The organism is Bacillus sp. NP247 (assembly GCF_018966865.1).
In the GTDB taxonomy this organism is placed as follows: domain Bacteria; phylum Bacillota; class Bacilli; order Bacillales; family Bacillaceae_G; genus Bacillus_A.
The window spans coordinates 308,824-331,608 of the sequence record NZ_CP076653.1; the positions used below are offsets into that span (position 1 = coordinate 308,824).

Annotated in this window: 24 protein-coding genes and 4 pseudogenes; 5 read left to right on the top strand and 23 right to left on the bottom strand. The window is 33.6% G+C overall.

Features of this window, described 5'->3' with window-relative positions:
• Positions 1–14: 14 nt before the first annotated feature.
• The 3 genes from KPL75_RS01685 to KPL75_RS01695 all read right to left on the bottom strand — a co-directional run bounded on the left by KPL75_RS01685 (position 15) and on the right by KPL75_RS01695 (position 4,275).
• Entirely contained in the window at positions 15–1,769 is a 1,755-nt protein-coding gene (locus tag KPL75_RS01685; RefSeq protein ID WP_219919149.1) for an adenine deaminase C-terminal domain-containing protein, read from the bottom strand.
• Between the two features lie 381 nt (positions 1,770–2,150).
• A complete protein-coding gene (locus KPL75_RS01690; RefSeq protein WP_219919150.1) occupies positions 2,151–3,317 on the bottom strand; it encodes a serine hydrolase domain-containing protein in 1,167 nt (388 codons plus the stop codon).
• 451 nt (positions 3,318–3,768) lie between these two features.
• Entirely contained in the window at positions 3,769–4,275 is a 507-nt protein-coding gene (locus KPL75_RS01695; RefSeq protein WP_016091668.1) for a DUF3902 family protein, read from the bottom strand.
• 314 nt (positions 4,276–4,589) lie between these two features.
• On the opposite strand from KPL75_RS01695, the pseudogene KPL75_RS27785 reads away from it, so the two are divergent.
• Positions 4,590–4,703, top strand: a pseudogene (locus KPL75_RS27785) (MerR family transcriptional regulator); the annotation flags it as partial.
• 50 nt (positions 4,704–4,753) lie between these two features.
• On the opposite strand, the gene KPL75_RS01700 reads toward KPL75_RS27785, so the two are convergent.
• Genes KPL75_RS01700 through KPL75_RS01710 form a run of 3 tightly spaced genes read right to left on the bottom strand, consistent with a single transcriptional unit; the run spans position 4,754 to position 6,178 of the window.
• The gene (locus KPL75_RS01700) at positions 4,754–5,047 is read right to left on the bottom strand and encodes a putative quinol monooxygenase (RefSeq protein ID WP_219919151.1); all 294 of its coding nucleotides are present in this window, start codon (positions 5,045–5,047) and stop codon (positions 4,754–4,756) included.
• A 45-nt stretch (positions 5,048–5,092) separates the two neighbouring features.
• The gene (locus tag KPL75_RS01705; RefSeq protein ID WP_070143780.1) at positions 5,093–5,731 is read right to left on the bottom strand and encodes a nitroreductase family protein; all 639 of its coding nucleotides are present in this window, start codon (positions 5,729–5,731) and stop codon (positions 5,093–5,095) included.
• Between the two features lie 18 nt (positions 5,732–5,749).
• Complete coding sequence (locus KPL75_RS01710) at positions 5,750–6,178, bottom strand: MarR family winged helix-turn-helix transcriptional regulator (RefSeq protein ID WP_219919152.1); 429 nt, start codon at positions 6,176–6,178, stop codon at positions 5,750–5,752.
• A 264-nt stretch (positions 6,179–6,442) separates the two neighbouring features.
• Between KPL75_RS01710 and KPL75_RS01715 the strand changes: the two genes are divergently transcribed.
• Complete coding sequence (locus KPL75_RS01715; RefSeq protein ID WP_219919153.1) at positions 6,443–8,386, top strand: GTP-binding protein; 1,944 nt, start codon at positions 6,443–6,445, stop codon at positions 8,384–8,386.
• Positions 8,387–8,437: 51 nt separating this feature from the next.
• On the opposite strand, the gene KPL75_RS01720 is transcribed toward KPL75_RS01715, so the two are convergent.
• Both KPL75_RS01720 and KPL75_RS01725 read right to left on the bottom strand, forming a co-directional pair.
• A complete protein-coding gene (locus KPL75_RS01720; RefSeq protein WP_219919154.1) occupies positions 8,438–9,082 on the bottom strand; it encodes an alpha/beta hydrolase in 645 nt (214 codons plus the stop codon).
• A 21-nt stretch (positions 9,083–9,103) separates the two neighbouring features.
• The gene (locus KPL75_RS01725) at positions 9,104–9,571 is read right to left on the bottom strand and encodes an NUDIX hydrolase (protein WP_219919155.1); all 468 of its coding nucleotides are present in this window, start codon (positions 9,569–9,571) and stop codon (positions 9,104–9,106) included.
• Between the two features lie 203 nt (positions 9,572–9,774).
• Between KPL75_RS01725 and KPL75_RS01730 the strand changes: the two genes are divergently transcribed.
• On the top strand, positions 9,775–10,566 hold the full coding sequence (locus tag KPL75_RS01730) for a DUF4240 domain-containing protein (RefSeq protein ID WP_219919156.1): 792 nt from the start codon (positions 9,775–9,777) through the stop codon (positions 10,564–10,566).
• Positions 10,567–10,809: 243 nt separating this feature from the next.
• On the opposite strand, the gene KPL75_RS01735 is transcribed toward KPL75_RS01730, so the two are convergent.
• The 7 genes and pseudogenes from KPL75_RS01735 to KPL75_RS01770 all read right to left on the bottom strand — a co-directional run bounded on the left by KPL75_RS01735 (position 10,810) and on the right by KPL75_RS01770 (position 16,941).
• Entirely contained in the window at positions 10,810–11,481 is a 672-nt protein-coding gene (locus KPL75_RS01735) for an ABC transporter ATP-binding protein (RefSeq protein WP_002161300.1), read from the bottom strand.
• Positions 11,481–12,746: an ABC transporter permease gene (locus KPL75_RS01740; RefSeq protein ID WP_219919157.1), complete on the bottom strand. Its 1,266-nt coding sequence runs from the start codon at positions 12,744–12,746 to the stop codon at positions 11,481–11,483. Before KPL75_RS01740 ends, KPL75_RS01735 begins: the two co-directional genes overlap by 1 nt.
• 2 nt (positions 12,747–12,748) lie before the next feature.
• A complete protein-coding gene (locus KPL75_RS01745) occupies positions 12,749–13,834 on the bottom strand; it encodes an ABC transporter permease (protein ID WP_219919158.1) in 1,086 nt (361 codons plus the stop codon).
• A 65-nt stretch (positions 13,835–13,899) separates the two neighbouring features.
• Positions 13,900–14,268 (bottom strand): hypothetical protein, encoded by a 369-nt coding sequence (locus KPL75_RS01750; RefSeq protein ID WP_219919159.1) that lies wholly within the window; start codon positions 14,266–14,268, stop codon positions 13,900–13,902.
• Between the two features lie 208 nt (positions 14,269–14,476).
• Positions 14,477–14,632: pseudogene (locus KPL75_RS01755) on the bottom strand (6-aminohexanoate hydrolase); the annotation flags it as partial.
• Between the two features lie 192 nt (positions 14,633–14,824).
• Positions 14,825–15,847, bottom strand: a complete 1,023-nt coding sequence (locus KPL75_RS01765) for an SDR family oxidoreductase (protein WP_219919160.1) — start codon at positions 15,845–15,847, stop codon at positions 14,825–14,827.
• Positions 15,848–16,182: 335 nt separating this feature from the next.
• Positions 16,183–16,941 carry an SDR family oxidoreductase gene (locus KPL75_RS01770; RefSeq protein WP_219919161.1) on the bottom strand — a complete coding sequence of 253 codons (759 nt, stop codon included), beginning with the start codon at positions 16,939–16,941 and terminating at the stop codon, positions 16,183–16,185.
• A gap of 148 nt (positions 16,942–17,089) precedes the next feature.
• On the opposite strand from KPL75_RS01770, the gene KPL75_RS01775 reads away from it, so the two are divergent.
• Positions 17,090–17,653 carry a TetR-like C-terminal domain-containing protein gene (locus KPL75_RS01775; RefSeq protein ID WP_375141017.1) on the top strand — a complete coding sequence of 188 codons (564 nt, stop codon included), beginning with the start codon at positions 17,090–17,092 and terminating at the stop codon, positions 17,651–17,653.
• A gap of 173 nt (positions 17,654–17,826) precedes the next feature.
• Here KPL75_RS01775 and KPL75_RS01780 read toward each other — a convergent pair whose 3' ends face one another.
• The 4 genes and pseudogenes from KPL75_RS01780 to KPL75_RS01795 all read right to left on the bottom strand — a co-directional run bounded on the left by KPL75_RS01780 (position 17,827) and on the right by KPL75_RS01795 (position 18,807).
• Positions 17,827–17,994, bottom strand: coding sequence for a transposase domain-containing protein (locus KPL75_RS01780; RefSeq protein ID WP_309137444.1), 168 nt, complete (start codon positions 17,992–17,994; stop codon positions 17,827–17,829).
• Between the two features lie 132 nt (positions 17,995–18,126).
• A pseudogene (locus tag KPL75_RS01785) lies at positions 18,127–18,283 on the bottom strand (ABC transporter permease); the annotation flags it as partial.
• Between the two features lie 8 nt (positions 18,284–18,291).
• Positions 18,292–18,423, bottom strand: a pseudogene (locus KPL75_RS01790) (IS1595 family transposase); the annotation flags it as partial.
• Between the two features lie 84 nt (positions 18,424–18,507).
• Positions 18,508–18,807, bottom strand: a complete 300-nt coding sequence (locus KPL75_RS01795) for a hypothetical protein (protein WP_219919162.1) — start codon at positions 18,805–18,807, stop codon at positions 18,508–18,510.
• A gap of 173 nt (positions 18,808–18,980) precedes the next feature.
• Between KPL75_RS01795 and KPL75_RS01800 the strand changes: the two genes are divergently transcribed.
• Positions 18,981–19,736 (top strand): CPBP family intramembrane glutamic endopeptidase, encoded by a 756-nt coding sequence (locus KPL75_RS01800; protein ID WP_219919163.1) that lies wholly within the window; start codon positions 18,981–18,983, stop codon positions 19,734–19,736.
• Between the two features lie 193 nt (positions 19,737–19,929).
• Here KPL75_RS01800 and KPL75_RS01805 read toward each other — a convergent pair whose 3' ends face one another.
• Genes KPL75_RS01805 through KPL75_RS01820 form a run of 4 tightly spaced genes read right to left on the bottom strand, consistent with a single transcriptional unit; the run spans position 19,930 to position 22,725 of the window.
• Positions 19,930–20,874, bottom strand: coding sequence for a serine hydrolase domain-containing protein (locus KPL75_RS01805; RefSeq protein ID WP_219919164.1), 945 nt, complete (start codon positions 20,872–20,874; stop codon positions 19,930–19,932).
• Positions 20,875–20,897: 23 nt separating this feature from the next.
• Complete coding sequence (locus tag KPL75_RS01810) at positions 20,898–21,788, bottom strand: AraC family transcriptional regulator (protein WP_219919165.1); 891 nt, start codon at positions 21,786–21,788, stop codon at positions 20,898–20,900.
• Between the two features lie 47 nt (positions 21,789–21,835).
• A complete protein-coding gene (locus KPL75_RS01815) occupies positions 21,836–22,306 on the bottom strand; it encodes a GNAT family N-acetyltransferase (RefSeq protein WP_219919166.1) in 471 nt (156 codons plus the stop codon).
• 17 nt (positions 22,307–22,323) lie between these two features.
• Positions 22,324–22,725: a DUF3980 domain-containing protein gene (locus KPL75_RS01820; RefSeq protein WP_219919167.1), complete on the bottom strand. Its 402-nt coding sequence runs from the start codon at positions 22,723–22,725 to the stop codon at positions 22,324–22,326.
• Positions 22,726–22,785 lie beyond the last annotated feature (60 nt).

Genomic DNA, 22,785 nt, shown 5'->3' on the forward strand with positions numbered 1-22,785 from the left:
TAGGACCTTTCCTTTTAATATTGGTTTATTAAATTCACCGGTGAAGCAAGTATCTTACTACTTTTCACATCATATAATCCTATAGGTGTTACCCGTATAAAAGGCAAGTGCGTCGCAGAAAAGAATAAAATCGTAAATGCTGGATCGTTATAGGTGTATCCTCGCTCTTGTAGTAATTCCACCATTTTTTTCTCTTTATGTATTAATTCGCTCATTTTTAAATCGGACATAATCCCGAGCAACGGTAATGCAATTTCGTGTAACACTTCATTTCTTTCCGCTATTACCATACCGCCACCTAGCTCTTTTACTCTATGAAAAGCTGTAAGCATATCTTCTTTCCTTTTTCCAATAAGAATGATGTCACCTGTACCAGAATAAGAGCTAGCAAGACCTCCTAATCCATTCGCAAAACCTTTCACAACTGTATTCACTCGCCAAGTACCATCGCGGGCAATCATCATTAGGAAACATTCATCATGTTCAAAGGAAAGTTCATCACCGTTCAAATCGATTTCAGTTACATATGGTTTTGTTATGACGTCGTTTAATAACTTTATACCCTTTGCATCAGTGAAAATCATATCTTCTTTCTGCAAACACCAGTCTAGTTGTAAAGAAGTGACTAGGAATTTATCCCACTCTATACTTACTGATTTATTTTTGTTTACTCCTTCACGTTTCATCCACTTACCCTTTGCTATTACACTAATTGGAGTTGGATTTTCTTTACTTTCCAAAATATTAATATTTGCAATTCTTCCTGTCGCAATCGAGCCGTGTAAATGCTCCATATTATAATAACGAGCAATATTGTAGCTTGCCATATTATAAGCATCGATTACTGGAATCCCTTGTTTTATCGCTATTTCTATCATCCTATTCGTCATTCCACTTTCATAAAATGAAGGATGTGAACCATCTGTTGTGAACGTGAATCTATCAAATTGCTTAACACCTAATTCCAGCAATTCTTTCAGTAAAACTTCTAAATCTGGACGAATTGAAGAGTTTCTAAGAGAAACGGTGTAACCTTGCATAAGGCGTATTAATGCTTCCTGCCCTGTCATCGCTTCATGATCACAATCCGTACCTAACAATTTTAACTTTGCTAAAGTTGTTTCAGATGCTCCAGGAAAATGCCCTTCTACTTTCTTCTGTAATCGTTTTGTTTCCTGTACCCAATTTAACATTTCCTCATCGCCATGTAATAGTTTTGGCCATGCTGTTAACTCCCCGCCTTGAAGAACATCTTCATGGTTAAGCCATTCCATTATTTCTTCACTATTAAATAATGATTGGCCATTTTGCAACTCAGTTTGTCCATCGAAACGACACCACCAATACATGCTTGCCGGAATCTTTTTAAATTCATCTAATAAACGAAATGCTTCTTCACGTTGTAATGTGAAAAATAAAGTTAAATTATCATTAATAAAAGTTGTTGTCCCAAATTGCATTGCATGATTTGCTAAAGTCTCTGGATTGTATAATTGATATGGATGTGCATGCGGTTCTATGTAACTAGGAACTACATACTTCCCTTCGCAATCAATAACTTCACAATGAGTAAATTGCTCTGGCAGTTTTTCTCCTACGTATACAATGCGGTCATCATAAACCCAAATATTTGCTTTCATCCACTCACGCATATATGAATTTAAATATGCCGCATTCTTTAATAAAATGTGTGGACTTCTCGTGCCATCTAGTACTTCAACATGTTCTCGTAATTGCTTATTACTCCATTTATAATGATTTTGTCCCAATGTACTCAACTCCAAATCTATTAATTGTTATATTGGTTAAAACGAGAAATAGTTAATCAACTAAAATATTCTCCATTCATAACTCCCCTGTATAAATCCCTATAACCTTTATTATATGGAATGGTTGAAAAAATAACAATTTTCAGAATTAAAGGCATACCTCTTTGCTCCAAAATAAAAAGGATGTCATGCAACGACATTCTTTTTATTTTTATAGTAAGATATAAGATTGACTTTCACTTTGAAATACAGTTATATCGTATTTATGTTCCACATAAACTTGATGCCATATCATAAATGCTAACACTGTTCATATTTACAAAATTCAAAACCATCTCTTTTATATACAACTATAGCAGAATCCAATTCACTTTCTTTTTTCTATTTATTAAATTCAATTTGCATCATTTTATTAAACTGCGTACCAATATCAATCGCACCTAAAGAGTTAATACTGACAGACAATGTATGTTTGCCTCCAATTACTCCCCCAGCAAAAGTTGTAAATCCAGGAATTGCCCCTCCGTGACCCCAAATTGAAACACCGTTTGGAAGTTTAGTCTCATAGATTCCAAGACCATATCCATCACCAACACCTTTTCCTTCTACAGGAACTGTGGTAAGCATTTCTTTTAGTTGATTTTCCCTCAGTAACTTACCACCGAGTAAAGATGAAAAGAACTTATTTAAATCGTCCGCATTAGAAATCATATCTCCAGCTGACTTAGCTAAACTCGGATTATAATACGTTATGTCTTTCAACTCGCTTGTTCCTTCAATTTTCATATACCCTCGAGCATGATTCTTTCCTGGGATAACGGTTGAATTCCCTGGTAAAAACGTATTTGACAGATCCAAAGGTTCAATAATTCGCTTTTCAATTTCTTCTGCATAACTATTTCCAGTTATTTTTTCAATAAGCATTCCTAATATTACGTATCCTGTGTTTGAATACGACCACCCCTTACCTGGCGAAAAATCAGGCGGTAGAGAAAGCCCCATTTTCACTATTTCTTCTGCTGTATACGTTTTTTTTGAATTCATTATGTCAGCGTCTTTTGACTTTAAGTATTCAGCTATACCACTCGTATGATTCAAAAGTTGACGTATCGTAATTTGATTGCCATCATACCCATTTCCTTGAATGAGACCTGGTAGCCACTTCTCAATTGGATCGTCAAGTTGTACGCGATTTTCTCCTACTAATTGAAGAACAGTCGTAGCAGTAAATGTTTTCGTCACACTACCAATCCGAAAGCGATAATCCGATTTCACCGGTTTCTTTGTACTTAAATCCGCCACGCCAGCAGTATAACTACTAGTTTTTCCGTTGTTAGACGCCTTAGCTAATATCCCTGGCGTTCCAAGCTGTACTGTTTCCTGCATTACTTGTTTCCAACCATTCCGGTTCTTTTGATCATGTGATTGTGACGGACTAGATAAATTTTGAACCGACTCTGCCTTCACAGTAAAACCTGGCGTGAATAGAGTAGTACCCGCTAATAAAACTGCCAAACTTGCTAACTTAATTGAATTACATTTTTTCATAAGGCTTTCACTCCTCTATTAATATCGTATTGATTCAAGTTATACTCTAATCCTATATGATAAATCTCTCTTTTTTCTTATCCATTCCTTACGAAATACTTACGTTCAAATTTGGATACGATAAGCTGAGAAAGAGCTATGCATGAAAATAAAAAAGGCATATAAAATAAGGACAGTCACTTAACTGCCCTTATTTTCATTCCACCTCGTCTTTATTATTTTTAAGATGATTCATTAATTGTGTTCGTTTCAAAGGTACATATATGTTTGTTCCAGTAACATATCTTTTTCCCAATCGAATTATCTTATAAATTTAAGGAGTTCATATTAAGATTAACAATAAAAAAGAACGTGTTTTCAATTTATCAAAACACGTTCTCTTATATACTTAAAACCCTATATCAACTTTTCATTTCATTCACTTCTTTAAACTACTAATCTTTATTCAGTTTTACCATCCTGCACTAGCATTCATACCATTTCCAAGAATAGTAAGAAATAGTGGCCACAATACTGGTCCTAACGTAAGAAGTAAATTTAGAAGTATAAGTAATCTATATACCCCGGGGAAATTTTGATCTTTACGATTTACAAATACTAAAATAACTAATAATATTATGGTCGTTAAAAATAAAAGTAGAATTAGCAACCAATACCAAACCATTAAACTGAGACTCCATGGTGTTAATAGCTCGTGTATTATACCAAATATGATTCCTAATACTCCAAAACTAAAGGTAGTAACTGTTGATTTTATAAGCACTATATTTAATGTTTTTTCGTATGTATTTTTACAATATAAATCTATTAAAGTGTATAAAGATAAATATGCCATTAATACACCTATCCAAGACAATAACCAGTCTCCGCCCCCTCTAAATAACATGAACAGCAGCCAACACATCCCTACTGCAGAAAAAGCAAAGGAAATAAGTATGCTTTTCAATACTGGTTTCATTATATTTTCACACCCTTAAAAAGTTTAAAAATAAATTATAACTTTTTATTTACACGCCACCAGTTAACCCTTTAGCTCTATTACATCTCTTTTTCATTCTATATTAATAAAATAAAGATAATTGCATGAAAAATTTAAGAAACAATGCTCTACAAGAAGTTGCATACAGTTTGTGGATGTTTTCACATTGGCAGAGATACTTAAAAATAATTTATAATTTATTAAAATTAAGTATACATTAACACGCCATTAAGTATAAGTAAATACAGTTAATTTATAATTAGTTTCTTTACTTATTTGAAGGCCTTATATACATTAAAAAGAATGTTGATCAAAAAATCGTGTCGTTTAAAAAAAGTGCAGAATTAACTAGTAAAAGTTTAGCTGAATTAGCTCATATAAGCCCTTCAATGTTATGGCAGATTGAAATAAAAAAAATGACCTCAGCCATATGCTAAAGTCATCTTTTTCTACCTTATTATTTTACTAACTCTCCATTAAACACTTTTATATTAAGCGGAGCAGTTAAAAATTGTGATGCTTTACTTACAAAAGATGTGAAGTGTTCACTCGTATTATGACTCGCAACTGCTTTATCATCTTTCCATACTTCTACCATCGTATAAACATTTTCTTTTTCTGTATCTTTATATAAGTCATAAGATATATTTCCACTTTCTTCTCTTGAACCATGAATGAGTGGTTGAATTTCTTCTAAAAATGATTGTTGTTTCGCTGGATCTACTTGAAATATTGCGTGAATAATAATCATGGTGTTTCCCCTCTCATATCTCACTTATTTCTGTACTATGTTAAATTACTTCCACTCAGCAACTTTTTCAATTGGAAGACGTACTGATTCGTAACCACTGTCAGCAGCTTTTCCGATTGAAATTAACATTACTGGTACGTGACGCTCTTTATCTAATCCGAATGCTTCTGCGATTTGGTCTTTTTCAAATCCACCAATTGGACAAGTATCATAGCCGTGAGCACGAGCTGCTAACATAAATTGCATCGCTACAAGGCCACCGTCAATTAGTACTGTATCTTTCATTACTTCTGGCGTAACCATTGAGAAGTAGCCTGAAAGTTTTTGCATTTGATCTTCTTTTACTTCAGCTGGCATTAAACCGCGCTCAACTGCTGTACCGTAAATTTCTTCTGCGTTATCAAAGTTGTTTAAGTCACCAAATACAGCAATCATCGCTGAAGATGTTTCTACTTGAGATTGATTGAATTTCGCAAGTGGCGCAAGTGTTGCTTTCGCTTCGTCACTTTCAATAACAAGGAATCTCCATGGTTGCATGTTTACTGAAGATGGTGCAAGTGTTGCTTCTGTAAGAATTTCAGTCATTTCTTCTTTGCTAATTTTTACAGCTGGATCATATTTACGAATTGAACGGCGTCCTGTTAAAATTTCATTAAAGTCATTTGTTTTTAGTAAGTTTGTCATAGTTGTATTCTCCCTTTTTTATAATTCTTTTATGTTTTCTTGAATGCGGTCTAACATCGTTAAAAGATTGTCGCGTTCTTCTTCACTTAATCCTTTAAATGCTGAAGTAGCGAAACGCTCTTTTTCCTCTTGATACACTTGAATTTTATTTCGCCCCTCTTCTGTAAGAGAAACTAACGTAATTCTGTTATCATCTGGATTTTTACGTCTTGTAATCATTCCGTTTGCTTCCAGCTGTTTTAAATGCCTCGTAATGGCGGCATTATCAATATTCACTTCTTTCTGAAGTGCTTTTTGACTAATTTCATCTACTTCATATAACTGAAGTATAAGCTCTAGTCTAGATTGACTCATACCCGTACACCCTTCAAACTTCGAGCTTACTTCTTTATTGAGGAAGTGTAATTTATATAAAATTATTGCTTCTTTTGAGCATGAACTTGTCAAATTACCCCTCCTTTACATCCAAATCAAAAACGTTTGACGTATCAATAGTTGATACGTCAATTAATATAATCTATATCGATTTAGAATGCAAGCATTTTGTTTTCATTTTATTTTTTCCAAATTAAGGCGCTTTGTAGCGTTACAAAAAATGTAAATTACATTATAATAGTAATAATTTAAATGACTGGAGAGTGATTGTAATGCGGCAATACACAAATAGAAATGAGGAATTAAAAATGGAAAATGAAATGAGGATATTCATATATGACAACAATAAATATAGGGATTGTCGCGCACGTAGACGCTGGCAAGACGAGTTTGACTGAGCGTATTCTTTATGAAACGAATGTGATTAAAGAAGTTGGCCGAGTTGATAGCGGAAGTACGCAAACTGATTCAATGGAATTAGAAAGACAACGCGGAATTACGATTAAAGCATCTGTCGTTTCTTTCTTTATTGATGATTTAAAAGTAAATGTTATTGATACACCTGGACATGCTGATTTTATCGCTGAAGTGGAGCGATCATTTCGCGTACTAGACGGTGCAATTTTAGTTATTTCTGCCGTTGAAGGCGTGCAGGCACAGACAAAGATTTTAATGCGGACATTACAGAAACTACACATACCGACTGTTTTATTTGTAAATAAAATAGACCGCAGTGGCGCAAATACTGAAAAAGTTGTGAAACAAATAAAAGAGATTCTTTCAAATGAAGTATTCCCCTTCTACTCTGTAAAAAACGAAGGAACAAAAGAAGCACGGATTATTGAATATAAATCATATGACGATTGTATGGAACGAGTAGCACCATATAACGAGTCCTTGCTTGCATCATATGTAAATAACGAAATAATACCGGCCGCACTTTTAAGAAAAGAACTAGAAAAACAAATACAGCAAGCAAATGTGTTTCCTATCTTTTTTGGTTCAGCAATGACAGGTATGGGCGTAACTGAGCTACTTGAAAATATTTCAGCCCTAATTCCAGCTAATAAATCGGCACAAAATGAAACATTGTCTGGTGTTGTGTTTAAAATAGAACGTGAATCTTCTGGTGAAAAGATTGCTTACGTAAGAGTTTTTTCAGGTAGTTTACACGTTAGAAAATATGTTGACATTCAGCGCAGTGAGTCTCCGTCACGTAAAGAAAAGATTAAAAAAATGTGCATGTTTCATAATGGAAATGCGGTTCAAGCTTCTACTGTTCAAAGCGGAGAGTTTTGCAAAGTGTGGGGACTGAGTGATATTAAAATTGGTGATATTATCGGTGAACGGACAGATTATATAAAGGATATTCACTTTGCCGAACCGCAAATGGAGGCTGCAATTGATGCAGTGCCTAAAGAGCGAATTCATGATTTATACGCTGCTCTTATGGAACTATGCGAAGAAGATCCCCTCATTAAAATATGGAAAGACGGTGTTCATAATGAACTATATATCCGTCTTTTCGGTGAAGTGCAAAAAGAAGTTATCGAAACAACACTTTATGAAAAATACAATTTACAAGTTACTTTTTCAAATACGCGAGTTGTATGTATTGAAAAACCAATTGGCATAGGGAATAGCGTTGAAGTAATGAGTGAAAAAGAGAATCCTTTTTACGCAACAATCGGCTTCAAAGTGGAACGTGGTGTGCTTAACTCTGGTATTACGTATAACTTAGGCGTTGAACTTGGATCACTACCTTTAGCATTTCATAAAGCGATTGAAGATACTGTATTTCAAACGTTAAAACAAGGTTTATACGGCTGGGAAGTTACGGACATTTCCGTCACGTTAACACATTCTGGTTATGCAAGCCCTGTTACAACAGCGAGTGACTTTAGAAATTTAACACCGCTCGTTTTAATGGATGCTTTAAAGCAAGCTGAAACATGTGTATTTGAGCCATTAAACGAATTTGAATTAACTGTACCGGAGCACGCAATTAGTACCGCAATGTATAAGCTTGCAGCCATTCCAGCAACTTTCGCAGAGCCTATATTGCATAATGATTCTTATCACTTAACTGGATCGTTACCTATTGCGAAAACAGAGAATTTTAAACGAATGCTCCATTCATTTACAGAAGGAGAAGGAATCTTCACAACAAAGCCAGGTGGTTTTACAAAACTTACGGCTCCCTTCACTACTCGAAAACGTGTTGACTTTAATCCACTGAATCGCAAGGATTATTTACTTCATGTGCTGAAGGCTTATTAAATAAAAAAGAGGTGCAAATTGCACCTCTTTTTGTATGTATTGAAACTTAAATTAATTTGTCCTTACAACTTCTTTAAGTTGTTCTATTACTTTTGCTATTGCTTCAATTGAATTCTCTGTTTCATATTCCCCAACATTTAAAGAATGGTTTGCATTTTTGACAACATCGATCTTTAAATTCGTTTTATGTAACTGATTAATTTGATCTGTATTGTATTGATGATCTTTGTCTCCAATTACTAAAAGCCCTTCATGATTACTATGTAAGATAGAATCAAAAATCGTTTCAAACGTCAGTAAAGGTGTCAATAATATCATTTTTGACTGTAAAAACTCTTCTCTCTTCATTAAATCATTTGCAAGCGGAATTGTTCCAAGTGATTTTCCTAAAAACATCGAATCTTTGTATTGTCCACTTCTTAGCACTTCATTAATGATAGGATTAATATCACCCATCATTACTTTCGTTACTACTTCCATTGGTTTTTCCATTAATTGTCCTTCGTGGGAATAATGAATATGTACTACATCTATTTTATGTTCAAGCATTAACATCGTTGCATAATAGAATAACGGTTTATCATAATTGTAGCCTGAACCTGAAAACATAAAACAAATCGCACTGGAACCTTTTTCGATATGTGTGTAACGAATGGCTTTATCATCTATATGTATCTCTTTTTTAGTCCCCTTCACGGTTTTTCCCTCCGGATACGTTTACTTTTGTAAAACGATATGTTCTGTATGAACTGATACATCCTTTACTTTCTCTTTTATAAACGCGGGCTGTAAGTTATATGCATCTAACTCTTCTACCGGCACCCACTTAAATTCATACCTTCTTCCCTCTTCTTCGAGAATGTATTGATCCGCCCCACTCGCGGGTAATTCATGCAGCTCTACTTCATAATAAAAGCTAATTTCATGAAACTTCCGCTCAGAAAGTGTAAAGAAATTTTCTACTGACCATATTAATCTCTTTACTTCGATTGGAACAGCTAGCTCTTCTGCAAGCTCTCGTTTTAACGCATCTTCACTATTTTCTAGCATTTTCACTCGTCCGCCTGGTACGTACCAATAATCTTCCCCTTCGTCTTGAAGGATAAGTATTTTATTATCATGTTTACAAATTGCTCCGACTCGGTAATTAAAACATGTTTGCTCTACTTTAAACGTAAGATCCATCCGTAATGCCCCCTAATATATTAAATATCGATTTATTACAAAACGATTATGTATATGCTGTACAAATAAGATTACTAAATTTTTCTATTTTTTTCAATATTTTTCGAACTTTCCAAAAACTAATCACACCTTTTTGTCATTACAAGTATATATACATATGTTACAATCACAATACACACTAGAAAAGCACTATGGGGGTATGAATGGAAGCGTTATTAATCCAGCAAAATGAAAAATCAAATAAGTTTTGGAAAATCGTTGTGAAAGATAGAGACTACGTTGTGTTTTACGGAAAAATTGGCACAGCTGGTAGTGTAAAAGCGAAAGAGTTTGAAACAGAAGAAGAATGTATAAAAGAAGCTAACAAACTAGTTGCTTCCAAACGTAAAAAAGGATATACAGACCCGTGCCCTGGGGAAGATTACATAAAAGATAAAACGATAACAGAAGAAGAATTTTGGGAACTACTTAATCGTGCAAAAACGAAAGGCGAAGACCAAGAAGAACAAATAGAATGGCTCACTTCTCACCTCGCTAAACGTACAGTACATGAAATTGTAGCTTTTGATATGCATATGCATCGTATATTAAAAGCTTCCTATACGTCTCACTTATGGGCAGCTGCTTATATTATTATGGGTGGTTGTTCGGATGATTGTTTTGATTATTTCCGTGGATGGTTATTATATCAAGGAAAAGAAACTTACGAAGCGTGTATTGAAGATCCAGAACGGTTAATTCCTGCGTTAGAAAATCTGAGCGAGTATGACGTTCCAAGCATTGAAGAACTTTCTTTATATTTCGGTGTCACTGTATATGCAGAAAAAACAGGAGATGAAGATGATACTTACTTTACGCTTTACCATGTACTAACTGATGAAAGAGCTCATAATGACGACATTGAATTCGACTGGGACCAAGATGACGAAGACGGTTTGAAAAAGATGTTTCCTAAGCTGTGGGAACTGTACGGAGAAGAACCGATTGAGTGGTAGATTTACATATGAAAAACGCCTTGTTTCTTTAGTAACAAGGCGTTTTTTATTGATACTATGGTTAAATTATTATTCTTCCACCATTTCATAAACATTTCTAAAGAAGGAGCAACCCACGTTCTACCATCATTATTAATCCTACTTTGTTACGATAAGAATCGAATTTATATACTATTCTTATAAAAAATACATCACCAGATTGCGATGTATTTTAGTTAATATATATTCCCTTATTAATATCATTTAACTCCGCACAACTTCCCCATCAACTAACTCAATAATTCTATTACACTTATTCGCCACTTCAATATCATGCGTTACAATAATAATCGTTCGTCCTTCTTCATTCAGTTGTAATAGCAAATTCATAATTTCTTCTCCTGTTTTTCTATCTAAATTCCCTGTCGGTTCATCAGCCAATATTAATTCTGGTTCACCTACTAACGCTCTAGCAATTGCGACGCGCTGCTGTTGTCCACCTGATAGCTCGTCCGGTGTTTTATGCATATGTTCTTTTAAACCTACTTTTTCTAAATAGAACTTCGCCTTATTTTCTCTTTCACGTTGCTTTAGCTTTCTATACGTTAGTGGTAGTGCTACATTATCCAGTACACTATGTTCTTTTAACAACGCAAAATATTGAAAAATAAATCCAATCATTTCATTTCTTGTTTTATGAACTTTATTTGCTCTAATTTCAGTTAATGTTTTTTCATTTAACGTATATTCACCCTCATTTGGCATATCAATTAATCCTATAACATTTAATAGCGTACTTTTCCCCGACCCTGATCGACCCATTATCGCTATAATTTCGCCCTTATTTATCGTTAAGTTTATACCGTTTAACGCGAACGTATTATGGTTCTTGTTACTATACACCTTCTTAATGTCTTTCAATACAATTAAACTCATTATTCCATCCCACCTATTAATGTTTTTGGTTCAAGCTTTCTAATAAATAAGAAGACAATTACATTTGAGACAATGATAATCAATAATAAGAAAAGAAATACTAAAAACAATATAGGCATATCCAATTTAAAGTCTAATACCGTTGCTTCCTTTAAATCCTTCGACATTTGTAATAGAACCCCATACCTCCATGAAAAGTAAGCTATTGACATTCCTAAGCCAGTTATTGCTACAACAATGTTCTCTAAAACAATTTGAATAAACATACCAAATTTACTTTCGCCAAAAGCTATTTTTATACCAAATTCCCGCTTTCTCATCAAGATAGAAACAATGGTCGTTACTACAATTCCGACGATCGAGAATACAATGAATAAGATTCCTACTATAAGTTGAGGTATTTCAGAATAGCCGTTAAGAGTAACATCTTCATTTATTTCATCACCTAAACTTTTTAAAGGAAACGTACCGCCGTTTCCTTTAAGTTGAATTGATTCTTCTAGTTTCTTTACATCTGCACCTTTTTGTAAGTATAACACTGTACTTTGATGTAGCCTTAAAAACATTGCTTCATATTTTTCAAATCTATCAAATGACATAGGCATTATCATTGCGTAATCCAACTTCAAATATGTGTTCGTCGTATTATTATTTACGATAAATTTATTTTCTGGCAAAAATCCTGTAATTGTATATTGATTATTAATTGTATCCCCAACTTGAAAATATTTCTTAAAGTAAGAACCCATTAAAACTTTTGTTTTTTCTTCACTATTTTTTTGAAAGTCATCATGCGAGAAACCTTCTTCAGGTTTTAAAGGTAAACCTAACATTTTATAGTAATTTTCATCTGCAAAAATTGTTTTAATGGTAGGTCTTTCATCGTGAAACGTTTTATGTTTCAAATCAGTAATCATACTGTTTTGAAATGGTCTATTACTTGACTCTATTTCAATAACTCGCTCCTCGTATGTACCATACGAAATCACATCTTTATTTTGATGAATTGTATTATAAACCGCTTGAATTTTCTCTTTATTAAATTGATTGCTTTGTAATCTATCTGTCGTCATTTCAAAAGTAACTAAATATGTTTTATCCACATTTAATACCGAGCTGGATTTATCGTTTAGATGGTGTAAATTATAAAATACATTAATTGAACTCGTTATAGTTGCTAATCCAAATGTAATCTGTATTAGAAGAAGTACGGAAAATAGAAATCTCTTTTTTAATGCTATGAACGCACTTTTTATTCTCATCATTTTTACTCCTTTAATGCTTTAGCAGGTTCACTTTTAAGCACATATACAAATGGTATTACAGAGAGGATGAAAGCTATAGTAAGTGAAAGAAATACACACATTACAATATGAGTAGACTGTAAACTAATACTATAACTTGTAAACTCTATAATATTTTCACTCAAAATGCTAAAAATCCATTGTATGCATATTGCACAGGCTGATGCAGTGATTGCACATAAAAATAATTGACTAAATATAAAAATAAAAAGATTTACATTACTTGCTCCCAAAGCTTTCCTTAACGACAAACTTTTTTTCTTCGTATAAATCCAATAATAACTTACTATTATACTGGTAATTAAAGCTATACATAAAAGCCTATATGGAAAACTGAGTAACTCTTCTACGGCTTCACTTGAGTTTTTTTCCTTCTCATAGTTCTCTTTTTCACTAATCACTTTGGCATTTATATCTTTATTGTTCTGTTTCATATGCTGTATGAAAGTTTCTATTTCCTTGATAGGGTTTTCGTTAGAACGAACAATCATTTGGAATGTATTATCTTTTTGTATCATCTGTTTCACTTCATCTGGCATGTCATTTAGAGAGACGTAAATTTTAATATTATACTCATATCCAGTATTTTCTCCAGCTACGCCTTTAACTGTATATTCCTTATTAAATAATTTTATTGTTTCCATATCCTTATAAATTTTCTTCCCCACTACTACACTATTTTTTTCATCTTGTCCCATCTGAGAACCTTTTAGCAAAGGTGGAGACCAATTTTTATTAAGGAGACCATTCATTATTACGTGGCCGATATCCGGAATAGTAATACGAATATCATTTGTAATAACACTAGCGTTTTTAAAATCAGATTCTACTAACGTCTGAAATTGTTCGAAATTGATTTCCCCCATATTAGTAAGTTGAACAGAATAGTAATAATTAAAATAACCATTTTTACTATCATAAAATTTCTCATCATAATAATCTCGCGTCGACATTGCGATCAGGATTGGCCATATTGTCAATACAAATCCAATAAATAACATAATGAATATTGTTTTGTTCACCACTATTTCTTTTAATACTAGATTCATATATCCTCCTCATTTTAAAAACCTTGAAAAAGGCATTTATCCTTTTTCACGGTTTTTGTTGATATTTATTTAATTACCATTTCCTTAGAAGTGTACGCACTATCCCCTACCATTATCCATTCATGACCCGAATAACCTCTGGTCACCGGTCCTTTGGATGCAACGCTAACGTTTATACGATCTGAAATTTTAGCATCATACAATGCTAACTCTTTAGAAGTCCCATCATCAAAGCTAGCTCTTACAGTCATCTTGTAAAAATGAGGTTCGTTCTTTTTCGCAGTATAGGCAGTTGCCTTAGCTTTTGCTCCGCTTCCTGTCCACGTTGCATTATTATCCCAACTAATCGAAGCAAATGAAACGGAAGAAGCCATACCTAATAAACAAGCAGTTAGCCCTGTAGTAGCTAAAGTTTTTTGAAGTAAGTTTTTCATATAAACTCAATCTCCCTTGTTTAATATATTCACTTAAATATTTAAGTATTTTCAGGCCTTGTCCTCATTATACATAAAAAAAATAATCTTATATCAAAAAATCCTAATATTTACATTTCTTTGCATAACCCTTACATTCCCCTGAACTTTCCGTCATAAAACAAAAAGATGGTATGAAACTCCAATTCACACCATCTTTGTACTAATATTATTTATTTGACTGTATACCAGGAAGAATATATTTCACAATCAATTCCCATCTATCCCGTGCATTCGGCATAATTTCAGAAGCACTTACTACAACCAAATCCTGCTTCGGAATACAACAAATCATATTCCCACCATCGCCCATTGCACAGTATGTTTCTTGTAATAATTGATATAAATCATTTGGTAATTCTACATGTAAACATTTTTGTATATCACTAAGCTCATCCTTCGTAGCCGGATTTTTTAAGCTTAAGTTTGATGAGATACTGTGAATGTTGTCTTTCCACATCACCTTTTCTCCTCCTTATGTTCAATCGAGTATATATATAAGGCTACTCTGAATTTATTAATACCACTTTTCTAACAACCTCTTCTCCTTCTCGCCTGAAATACCTGCTTTTAATTCCCATTCGTCCATACTCTTTATCCAGTCATGCACGTCTGTAACAGTATCTTCTAACCTTCTAAAAGTAAGCCCTGCTTTAACAGCATTCTCGACACAAATAGAAAACCCACCTTTCCACGGCTTCGTTTCACCTTCTAACAAAAAAGTTTCGGGAAGCCATAAAGGCATCTCTGTCCAAGGCTGCACTTTATTTTCATTCATAAATGACTCATCTACCCAAACGAATTCAGCATCGCTATTCGTAACCTTTTTACACACATTTAATAGCTCTTCCATCGTCAATTCATCATTTGGACCTGTTATATTGAATGTACCGGCTTTATTATTTTCTGCCATGTTTAGTCCAAAGCTCGCAACATCTTTTATATCAACTAACTGTACTGGACGGTCTTTTCTTCCTGGTACTAACACTTTTCCACCTTTTGCTACACGCTGAACCCAGTATGGAAGGCGATCTGTATAATCAAACATTCCTGAAAGAAGTCCTGCTCTTACATGTAAAACACGCCCTGGCCAATACTTCTCTGCCTCTTTTTCGCATAATACTTTAAGCGCACCATAATACTCATACGGAGATATTTCACCATTCTCTACAGCCTTCATTTGATTACTCGTCGGTTCTGGTTGTAATATATAGTCTTCTTTTATGTGATGCGGGATCCAATCTTTATATACGGAAAGACTTGAGATGAATATATAGTGCTTAACATTATCCTTTAATACTTCTCCAACATTCCTAATGTGATGCGGAGAAAACCCACACGTGTCGACTACCGCGTCCCATTTTCGATTTTCTAATCTTGAAACATCATCATTTCTGTCACCGATTAACTGCTCTACGTAAGGAAAAATTTCTTTGTTTGTTCCACGGTTGAATAATGTAACTTCATGCCCTCTTTTTAAAGCCTCTTCTACAAATGCTCTTCCTAAAAATCGTGTGCCACCTAGTATTAGAATTTTCATGGTTCTCCCCCATTCGTGATAAAAAATCTATTCTTTTGTTTAACGATTTTTTGAGGTGGAAAGTTACGGGTATTTATTTTTTTACTTCAATTTTAATTCTATAGACAAAAAAGAAACCATTTTGAAAAATTAATCAAGATGGTTTCTAAATTAAAAAGTAATTATATTTTATATGTATCTTAACTAAATTGCTAACTCTCATTCTGTTCATTAATTCTTTAACTCCGCACAACTTCCCCATCAACAAATCAATCTCAACAACGAAAAAACAAGCCCGATGCAAAGGCATCGAACTTATTTTTTTAAGCTTGATAGCTAATAAGTGTGAATTAAAATTAATATGAAGTCCAGCCGCCGTCTACAGAAATCACTTGTCCGTTTACAAAACTAGCTTCGTCTGATCCTAAGAAGATAGCCAGTTGTGCAACTTCTTCTGGTTGTCCAGCACGTGGATTAATTGCCATACCTAATGCTTGGCGGCTCGCACCAAATTCGCTCATATTTGTCATTGTAGAAGCAATGTTTGTTATGACTGCTCCAGGAGCGATACCGTTACAACGGATGTTGTTGTTCGCATACATAAAGGCAGTGTTTTTTGTTAGGCCAACGACTGCATGTTTAGATGCTGTGTAAGCAGCACCAGCACGTGCACCGTATAATCCACCTGCAGAAATATTATTGACGATCGTACCGTGTCCTTGTTCCAAGAATAGATTCACTGCAATACGCATTGTTTTCATTACAGATACTGTATTCACAGAAAAAACCTTCTCCCAGCGTCCGTCTGAAACTTCACCAACAGGCTCCATTCCATCCATGATACCTGCATTATTAACAAGAATATCTAATTTCCCGTAAGCTTGTTTTGTTTCATCGAAAAGACGTTGAACATCTTCCTCGGAGGTAACGTTTGTTTGAACAACTATGGCCTCTGCACCTGTAGCTTTAATTCCTTGTACTACATGTTGAGCCCCTTCTAAGTTTAAGTCTGATACAACGACTTTTGCTCCTTCTTTTGCATAACCTTCTGCAATTGCTTTCCCCATGCCTGACGCAGCACCAGTGACAATTGCTACTTTACCTTTTAATCTCATCTGAAACGGCCCCCTTTGTCTTTTATTGCACAGTTGTTCAATAAAAATTATAATAATATAAAAGAACGCTTACAATGAGCAAAAAAACGATAAATGTTCAATAATTAACAAATCGTAAGAAATGTGTTCAATAAGAGGTGAAAAAATAATGCGTACAGATATACGTATTGTGAAAACAAAAGAGGCGTTACATAACGCATTGTTAGAATTATTAACCGAAAAAACTTTAGAAGTCATCTCCATCTCGGAAGTTTGCAGAAAAGCAAAAATAAATCGTGGTACATTTTACTTGCATTATAAACAAGTAGAAGATTTATTTGAGGAGTATTTTAAAGAAATTACAGCAGATTTGACACGGTCTTATCAAGAACCTTATCGCTATGTATCAGTATTGAAAACTAGTAAATTAGATCCTTCTACAATTCGGATTTTTCATCATATCGAAAAATACAAATCATTCTACAGAATTGTTTTTTCCAAAAAGGTTCCTTTAATGTACTATTATTTATTTTTTGAGGAAATAAAGCATTTGTTACTTCAAGATAAAGAAGCTTTGCTTAAAGAAGGCGTGAACCATTCACTTTATTGTTCCTACCAAGCAAATGCGATTATTGGCATCATTATTGAGTGGTATCAACATGATTTTTCTTATAGTACAAGTTATTTAAATGATCAGCTTGTTCAATTTTTAAATATGGGAGTAGACGGTTAATATAAAACAAAGTTGTATTGTTTATAAAAAAGATGTACCGAAAACTAACTACACTCTTTACGGCACTAACTGGGCAGGATAGCTCAATAAGAAAACTATCTCCATATGAAATAAAGTAACTCCAAAATATACAATAAAAGTTAATTTTGGAGTTACTTTTTATTTAATTCACTTTACTTCGGCACTCTGCATCTAGACGGTAAATCTGTTGACCACGGCAAGACTTTATCAATTTCTTCTTCATTGTTTAAATCGATATTTGGGAGTGTTTCAAACAAATAAAGAAGATAATAATAAGGATTTAAATTGCTCTCTTTTGCGATTTTAACCACACTATACATGATGGCACTTCCTCTAGCAACTCGCGGTGTATTTGAGAACATCTAATTCTTTCTTCCGTAATCTTAATTTAACGACTTCTTTCTCACAACACCTACTTCTATCATAGAGAACAAAACAAGTATAACTAAATCTTTAAAACTTAATTCCCCTATACTCGTAAGCTGTATAGAATAATAATGATTAAAATAACCATTTTTACGCTCATAAAATTTGTCATCATAATAATCTCGAATTGATATAGCTATTAGTAGTGGCAATATAGTTAATACAAATCCCATAAATAACCATAATGAATACTTTAACATTTCAACTGTTCTATAATTTGACTTCTGACACGCTGAAATAAGCATTTGCTCTACTCGTTTATCAAACTCTAAGTCTTTGCCTATTTCGAGCCAACGGAACCAATAAATGTAATTACCTGGATATTATAATTAATCCATAATGTAAAAAATTTTATTTATAAAAACAATGCTCCTGCCAAATTGACAGGAGCATTGCTTGTTCAACCTCTATTTACTTTTATATACTTGAATTGAAATGATCGAAATTAAACTAAGCAATCCCATAAATAAACAAATCGCACCTAGAATTGTATACGAATTTCCATACCCCTGTAATAAAGCTAAATATGTACTTGTATCCATATAACCGCCTTGCTCTGTAACAGATGCACCGGCTGCATTACTCCCCATTTTTGGTGCATTTATAAGAATATACACGCCGATAATAGATACTAATGCTGAAATAATTTCTACAATATTAGACTTTGTCATCATACCCTCACCTTTCAAACAACGTCTTTTATCCATCTAGTGAAATCTCTTTCTATCTCTTACTATACTAGCAAAAAAAGGAGATATAATTTAATCACCTTCTCTATTATTAGAATCAACAATATGAAAATATTCATTCTGTCTATTTCCATTTCATATATAATTAAAATATCCAATATTTGATTAACAAATTATACGTACTTAGGTAGGTGATAAATATTAATAAAAAGATAGTTTATCATTCAATATTTTACATTTATTCTCTCACATCGTTCTTTTATATCTTTTTGCTAAACATAGAAAATGGTCGTAATTATTTGGGTTTTACGATGGTTGTTCCGTTGTTAGCCGTTATTTTATATCAAAAAGCATATAAGAAACAAGAAATTTTTCATACATTTGGCATTTCACGTCCAACATTAAAATCACTAATTTTCTCCATTTTATTCCCACTACTTCTAGGTCTATGTCTCCATTTCTATTTTTATATTTATAATATAAGGTTTTTATTTAATCACTGTAATGAATTGGTATTTCTTTTACTTATTGGTCTTACAATTGCAGCTTTGTCTGCATTTTTAGAGGAAATTATTTGGCGCGGGAATTCCCATTATTATTTACGAAAAAAATATTCATTAATACAAACCGCAATAATTACAGCTTCATTGTGGTCTTTATGGCATTTACCAGTAGCAATCTTTTATAAAAATTATGAGTTTTGGTTTGTAGGAATATTAAGTTATCTCGCTTTATTATTTATATTATCTATAATTTTGACGTACACGAGAGAATATGGTCGTTCTGTAGTATCACCCGCAATCTTACATGGGATGTTTAATGTATTTTATTTAACGGATGTAGCGCAAAATAAGTGGGATGCTAGCCTAATAGAATTAATTAAATTTATCTTACTAGCAATTGTGCTCGGCATGATGTACCTTATACATCACAAAGTTAAAGAATAGTTAAAAGGAAAGAAAAAAGTTGTTTCCGCTTTTAGTTGAAAGTACCTTTAATAGCTCATAAAGTACTTCAACACCTTACAATTATTCAATAATCGTATAGGTGTTGAAGTTTTATAATCTTAGTTGAACAACTTTGTTCTCACAACACTTATTTCAATCATGGAAAGCATAACTATTCCTTTTATTGTCATTTTCATAAAACTATTAAATTAGGAAATATACACTCTTTGATTAACCTCCATCTATCCCGCGCTTCCGGTACAATTTCAGATGCAATCGCCACCACCAGTTCCTTCTCCGGTACACAACAAATCACATTCCCACCATCGCCCATTGCACAGTATGAAAAGATTCCATCTTCCTCTCGTAACCACCATAAGTAACCATATCGATTTGAATTCATTGCTGTTGATTCTTTTACCCATGATTTTGAAAGAATTTGCTTTCCATTATGCATACCTTCACTCAAATATAAACGTCCAAACTTCACCATATCTTTAACTGTTAACGTAAGTCCCCATCCACCCGTCGAAATACCGTTTGGATCGTGAACCCATCCTTTCACATCTTTTCCGAATAAGTCATCGAATCCAAATGCTTTCATATTGTAGTTTGGAATTTCTCTCATACCGATTTGCTGGAATAGGTATTCATTCGCAAATTCACGAGCACTTTTCCCTGTTACACTCGTAATAATTGCTGATAGTAAATGAGCACCTGCAGATGAATATTTAAAAGATCCGATTTCTCCGCCTTGTCCGATTCTATTTAGCGTATACTGCACCCAATCCTGTTGTGTACATAGTTCTTCTAACGGTTCCTGCCAATCTACAAAAGGATATGGAGCTGTCATTGTAAGTAGATGCCGAACTGTTACTTCAGATTCTTTAAGATTATATTCAGGAAAAAACTCTATTACTTTTTGATTAACACTTTTGATATATCCTTTATCTATACATATTCCAATTAACGCAGAGATTATCGTTTTTGTGACTGACGCTACATGAAATGCATCATCTGGACCGTAACCATTATAATAGTTTTCAAAAACAACATTACCTTTCTGCATTACTAACATACCATTTATATTTTTGTATTCTTCTTTTATAATGCAATCTAACTTTTCAGCAATTTTCATTGTTCTTCCCCCTTGATCAATGATTAAAAAGGTTCGATAGGTACATATATATCAACTATATGTTTATGTTCGGGATGCTGCCTTGGATCATTTCTATATACTTCAAAAGGGTACGAATCTCTCGGTTTATATCCGCTATTTGGCAGCCATTCACCGTATAAGAAATCCCATGCTCCTTTATATTCATCTTGGTGTATTTCAAAACGACCTACCGCATACTTGCCTGAAGGTATTACCATTATTCCAATGTCGCTCGTTCCTACTGCGGACTCATCCGGAATTGTTATACATAGACTTGTTCTTAACTGATAGTCTTCTGTAAATTCATGATGATCGTGGTAAATTGTTAATACTTTCGTATCCTCAAATACATGGTATTTTTGCTCCAATGCGTAATGAAATAGTTTTTCTATCATTTTTGGAAAAGCTATAGCTAAGTCTTTATATGTACCTACATGTCGTATGTATGCAACGTTTACGGTATCCGCTGTAACAATTTCGACCTCTCCTCGAACCTTCTTACCTACATTGTATTGAGAACCTTCCCTAACGTCTTTGCAATTCTTGCTATTGTGATTTCTATAGTTTGACGGACTTACTCCGTAATAATTTTTAAATGTACGAGAGAAAACAGCTGAATCTGTAAACCCAAAATGATACGCGATATCTGTTATCGTCATGTCTGTGCGATATGTAAGTAGATTTGTTGCCCTTTCTAGTTTCAAGCGATTCACATACCGAGATAATGGTTCATCCACTATCCCTTTAAAGATTCTATGAAAATGAAACTTTGAAAAGCCTGCTACATTGGCTAACTCTTCAATTGAAAGTGAATCATTTATGTTTGATTCTATATAATCTTGAACTTTATATATGCGTCTTATGTACTCATTTCTACTTTGAGAACTCTCCATATTCATACCTCCTCACAACAAAAAGGCTAACTTCACGTTAGCCTACTTTATACATTTTTTAAAAATAAAACTCTACTCCCGCCATTACCATCATAATTTGTATGTACGGATACACCTTCTATTTCATCATCTCCAGCTTCAATTTGAAAGCCGATTTCTTGATGAAATTGTATCGATTTTTTATTAACTGGTGACGTGATTGCTTTTACAACTTTACGGTTGCTTGCACGAGCGACATCAAAGAAATAAGAATACAATGTCGTTGCGATTCCTTTTCTTCTATACTTTGGATTTACGCCGATAAAATGAACGTATGCTTCATCTTTATGCGTTTGTGAAAAGAATCCACATAAGAAACCTAACGTTTTTCCATCTTCTTCAATGATAAAACTCGTTTCTTGGAAGTGAACGAAGAACAATTTTGGCAACATACTAGCCATATCTCTCCCGCCCCACCAATCATTTAATACAGAATGAATCTTTTCATAATCTTCCCCTTGAATGTTTCTTACTCGCATGTATTTCTCCCTCTCACTCACTTCATTTTTTCATATATTTTAATAACCGTTTCGACTAAAAGAATGAATACCCAAATACCTGAAAATACAAGAACAGACTGGAATATCGATCCAATTACCATAACACCAACTGCACCTGTTATTGAAAATGATATTCCACCAAGCCCTGGATCCTGTATAAGTGCTCCAGCAGAAAAAGCAGTTATAATAGATACTATTAAATAAATAACACTCATTATTTTTAATATTTTTATAGAAAGATACGAAGTTTGTTTTTCTTCCACTTGTGATAATTCGATCTCCCCGCTCGCAATTCCTTTTTGCAAGCAGTCCTCACATAAAAATTCTTCATTAAATTTTTTACCACCATGCAATGTACCTGTTATTTCTTTACATCGTGAACATTTTCGATTTATCATTTTGATATCACTCCAATCAACTATGATTATCTTAATATAATTCGACATTTACCTTATTAT

Bases quoted from the DNA above. Each gene is read 5' to 3' on its own strand.
- KPL75_RS01690 (WP_219919150.1), bottom strand. From the start codon at position 3,317: ATGAAAAAATGTAATTCAATTAAGTTAGCAAGTTTGGCAGTTTTATTA.
- KPL75_RS01695 (WP_016091668.1), bottom strand. From the start codon at position 4,275: ATGAAACCAGTATTGAAAAGCATACTTATTTCCTTTGCTTTTTCTGCA.
- KPL75_RS01700 (WP_219919151.1), bottom strand. From the start codon at position 5,047: ATGATTATTATTCACGCAATATTTCAAGTAGATCCAGCGAAACAACAA.
- KPL75_RS01705 (WP_070143780.1), bottom strand. From the start codon at position 5,731: ATGACAAACTTACTAAAAACAAATGACTTTAATGAAATTTTAACAGGA.
- KPL75_RS01715 (WP_219919153.1), top strand. From the start codon at position 6,443: ATGACAACAATAAATATAGGGATTGTCGCGCACGTAGACGCTGGCAAG.
- KPL75_RS01725 (WP_219919155.1), bottom strand. From the start codon at position 9,571: ATGGATCTTACGTTTAAAGTAGAGCAAACATGTTTTAATTACCGAGTC.
- KPL75_RS01730 (WP_219919156.1), top strand. From the start codon at position 9,775: ATGGAAGCGTTATTAATCCAGCAAAATGAAAAATCAAATAAGTTTTGG.
- KPL75_RS01735 (WP_002161300.1), bottom strand. From the start codon at position 11,481: ATGAGTTTAATTGTATTGAAAGACATTAAGAAGGTGTATAGTAACAAG.
- KPL75_RS01740 (WP_219919157.1), bottom strand. From the start codon at position 12,746: ATGATGAGAATAAAAAGTGCGTTCATAGCATTAAAAAAGAGATTTCTA.
- KPL75_RS01745 (WP_219919158.1), bottom strand. From the start codon at position 13,834: ATGAATCTAGTATTAAAAGAAATAGTGGTGAACAAAACAATATTCATT.
- KPL75_RS01750 (WP_219919159.1), bottom strand. From the start codon at position 14,268: ATGAAAAACTTACTTCAAAAAACTTTAGCTACTACAGGGCTAACTGCT.
- KPL75_RS01765 (WP_219919160.1), bottom strand. From the start codon at position 15,847: ATGAAAATTCTAATACTAGGTGGCACACGATTTTTAGGAAGAGCATTT.
- KPL75_RS01770 (WP_219919161.1), bottom strand. From the start codon at position 16,941: ATGAGATTAAAAGGTAAAGTAGCAATTGTCACTGGTGCTGCGTCAGGC.
- KPL75_RS01775 (WP_375141017.1), top strand. From the start codon at position 17,090: ATGCGTACAGATATACGTATTGTGAAAACAAAAGAGGCGTTACATAAC.
- KPL75_RS01780 (WP_309137444.1), bottom strand. From the start codon at position 17,994: ATGTATAGTGTGGTTAAAATCGCAAAAGAGAGCAATTTAAATCCTTAT.
- KPL75_RS01795 (WP_219919162.1), bottom strand. From the start codon at position 18,807: ATGGATAAAAGACGTTGTTTGAAAGGTGAGGGTATGATGACAAAGTCT.
- KPL75_RS01805 (WP_219919164.1), bottom strand. From the start codon at position 20,874: ATGAAAATTGCTGAAAAGTTAGATTGCATTATAAAAGAAGAATACAAA.
- KPL75_RS01810 (WP_219919165.1), bottom strand. From the start codon at position 21,788: ATGGAGAGTTCTCAAAGTAGAAATGAGTACATAAGACGCATATATAAA.
- KPL75_RS01815 (WP_219919166.1), bottom strand. From the start codon at position 22,306: ATGCGAGTAAGAAACATTCAAGGGGAAGATTATGAAAAGATTCATTCT.
- KPL75_RS01820 (WP_219919167.1), bottom strand. From the start codon at position 22,725: ATGATAAATCGAAAATGTTCACGATGTAAAGAAATAACAGGTACATTG.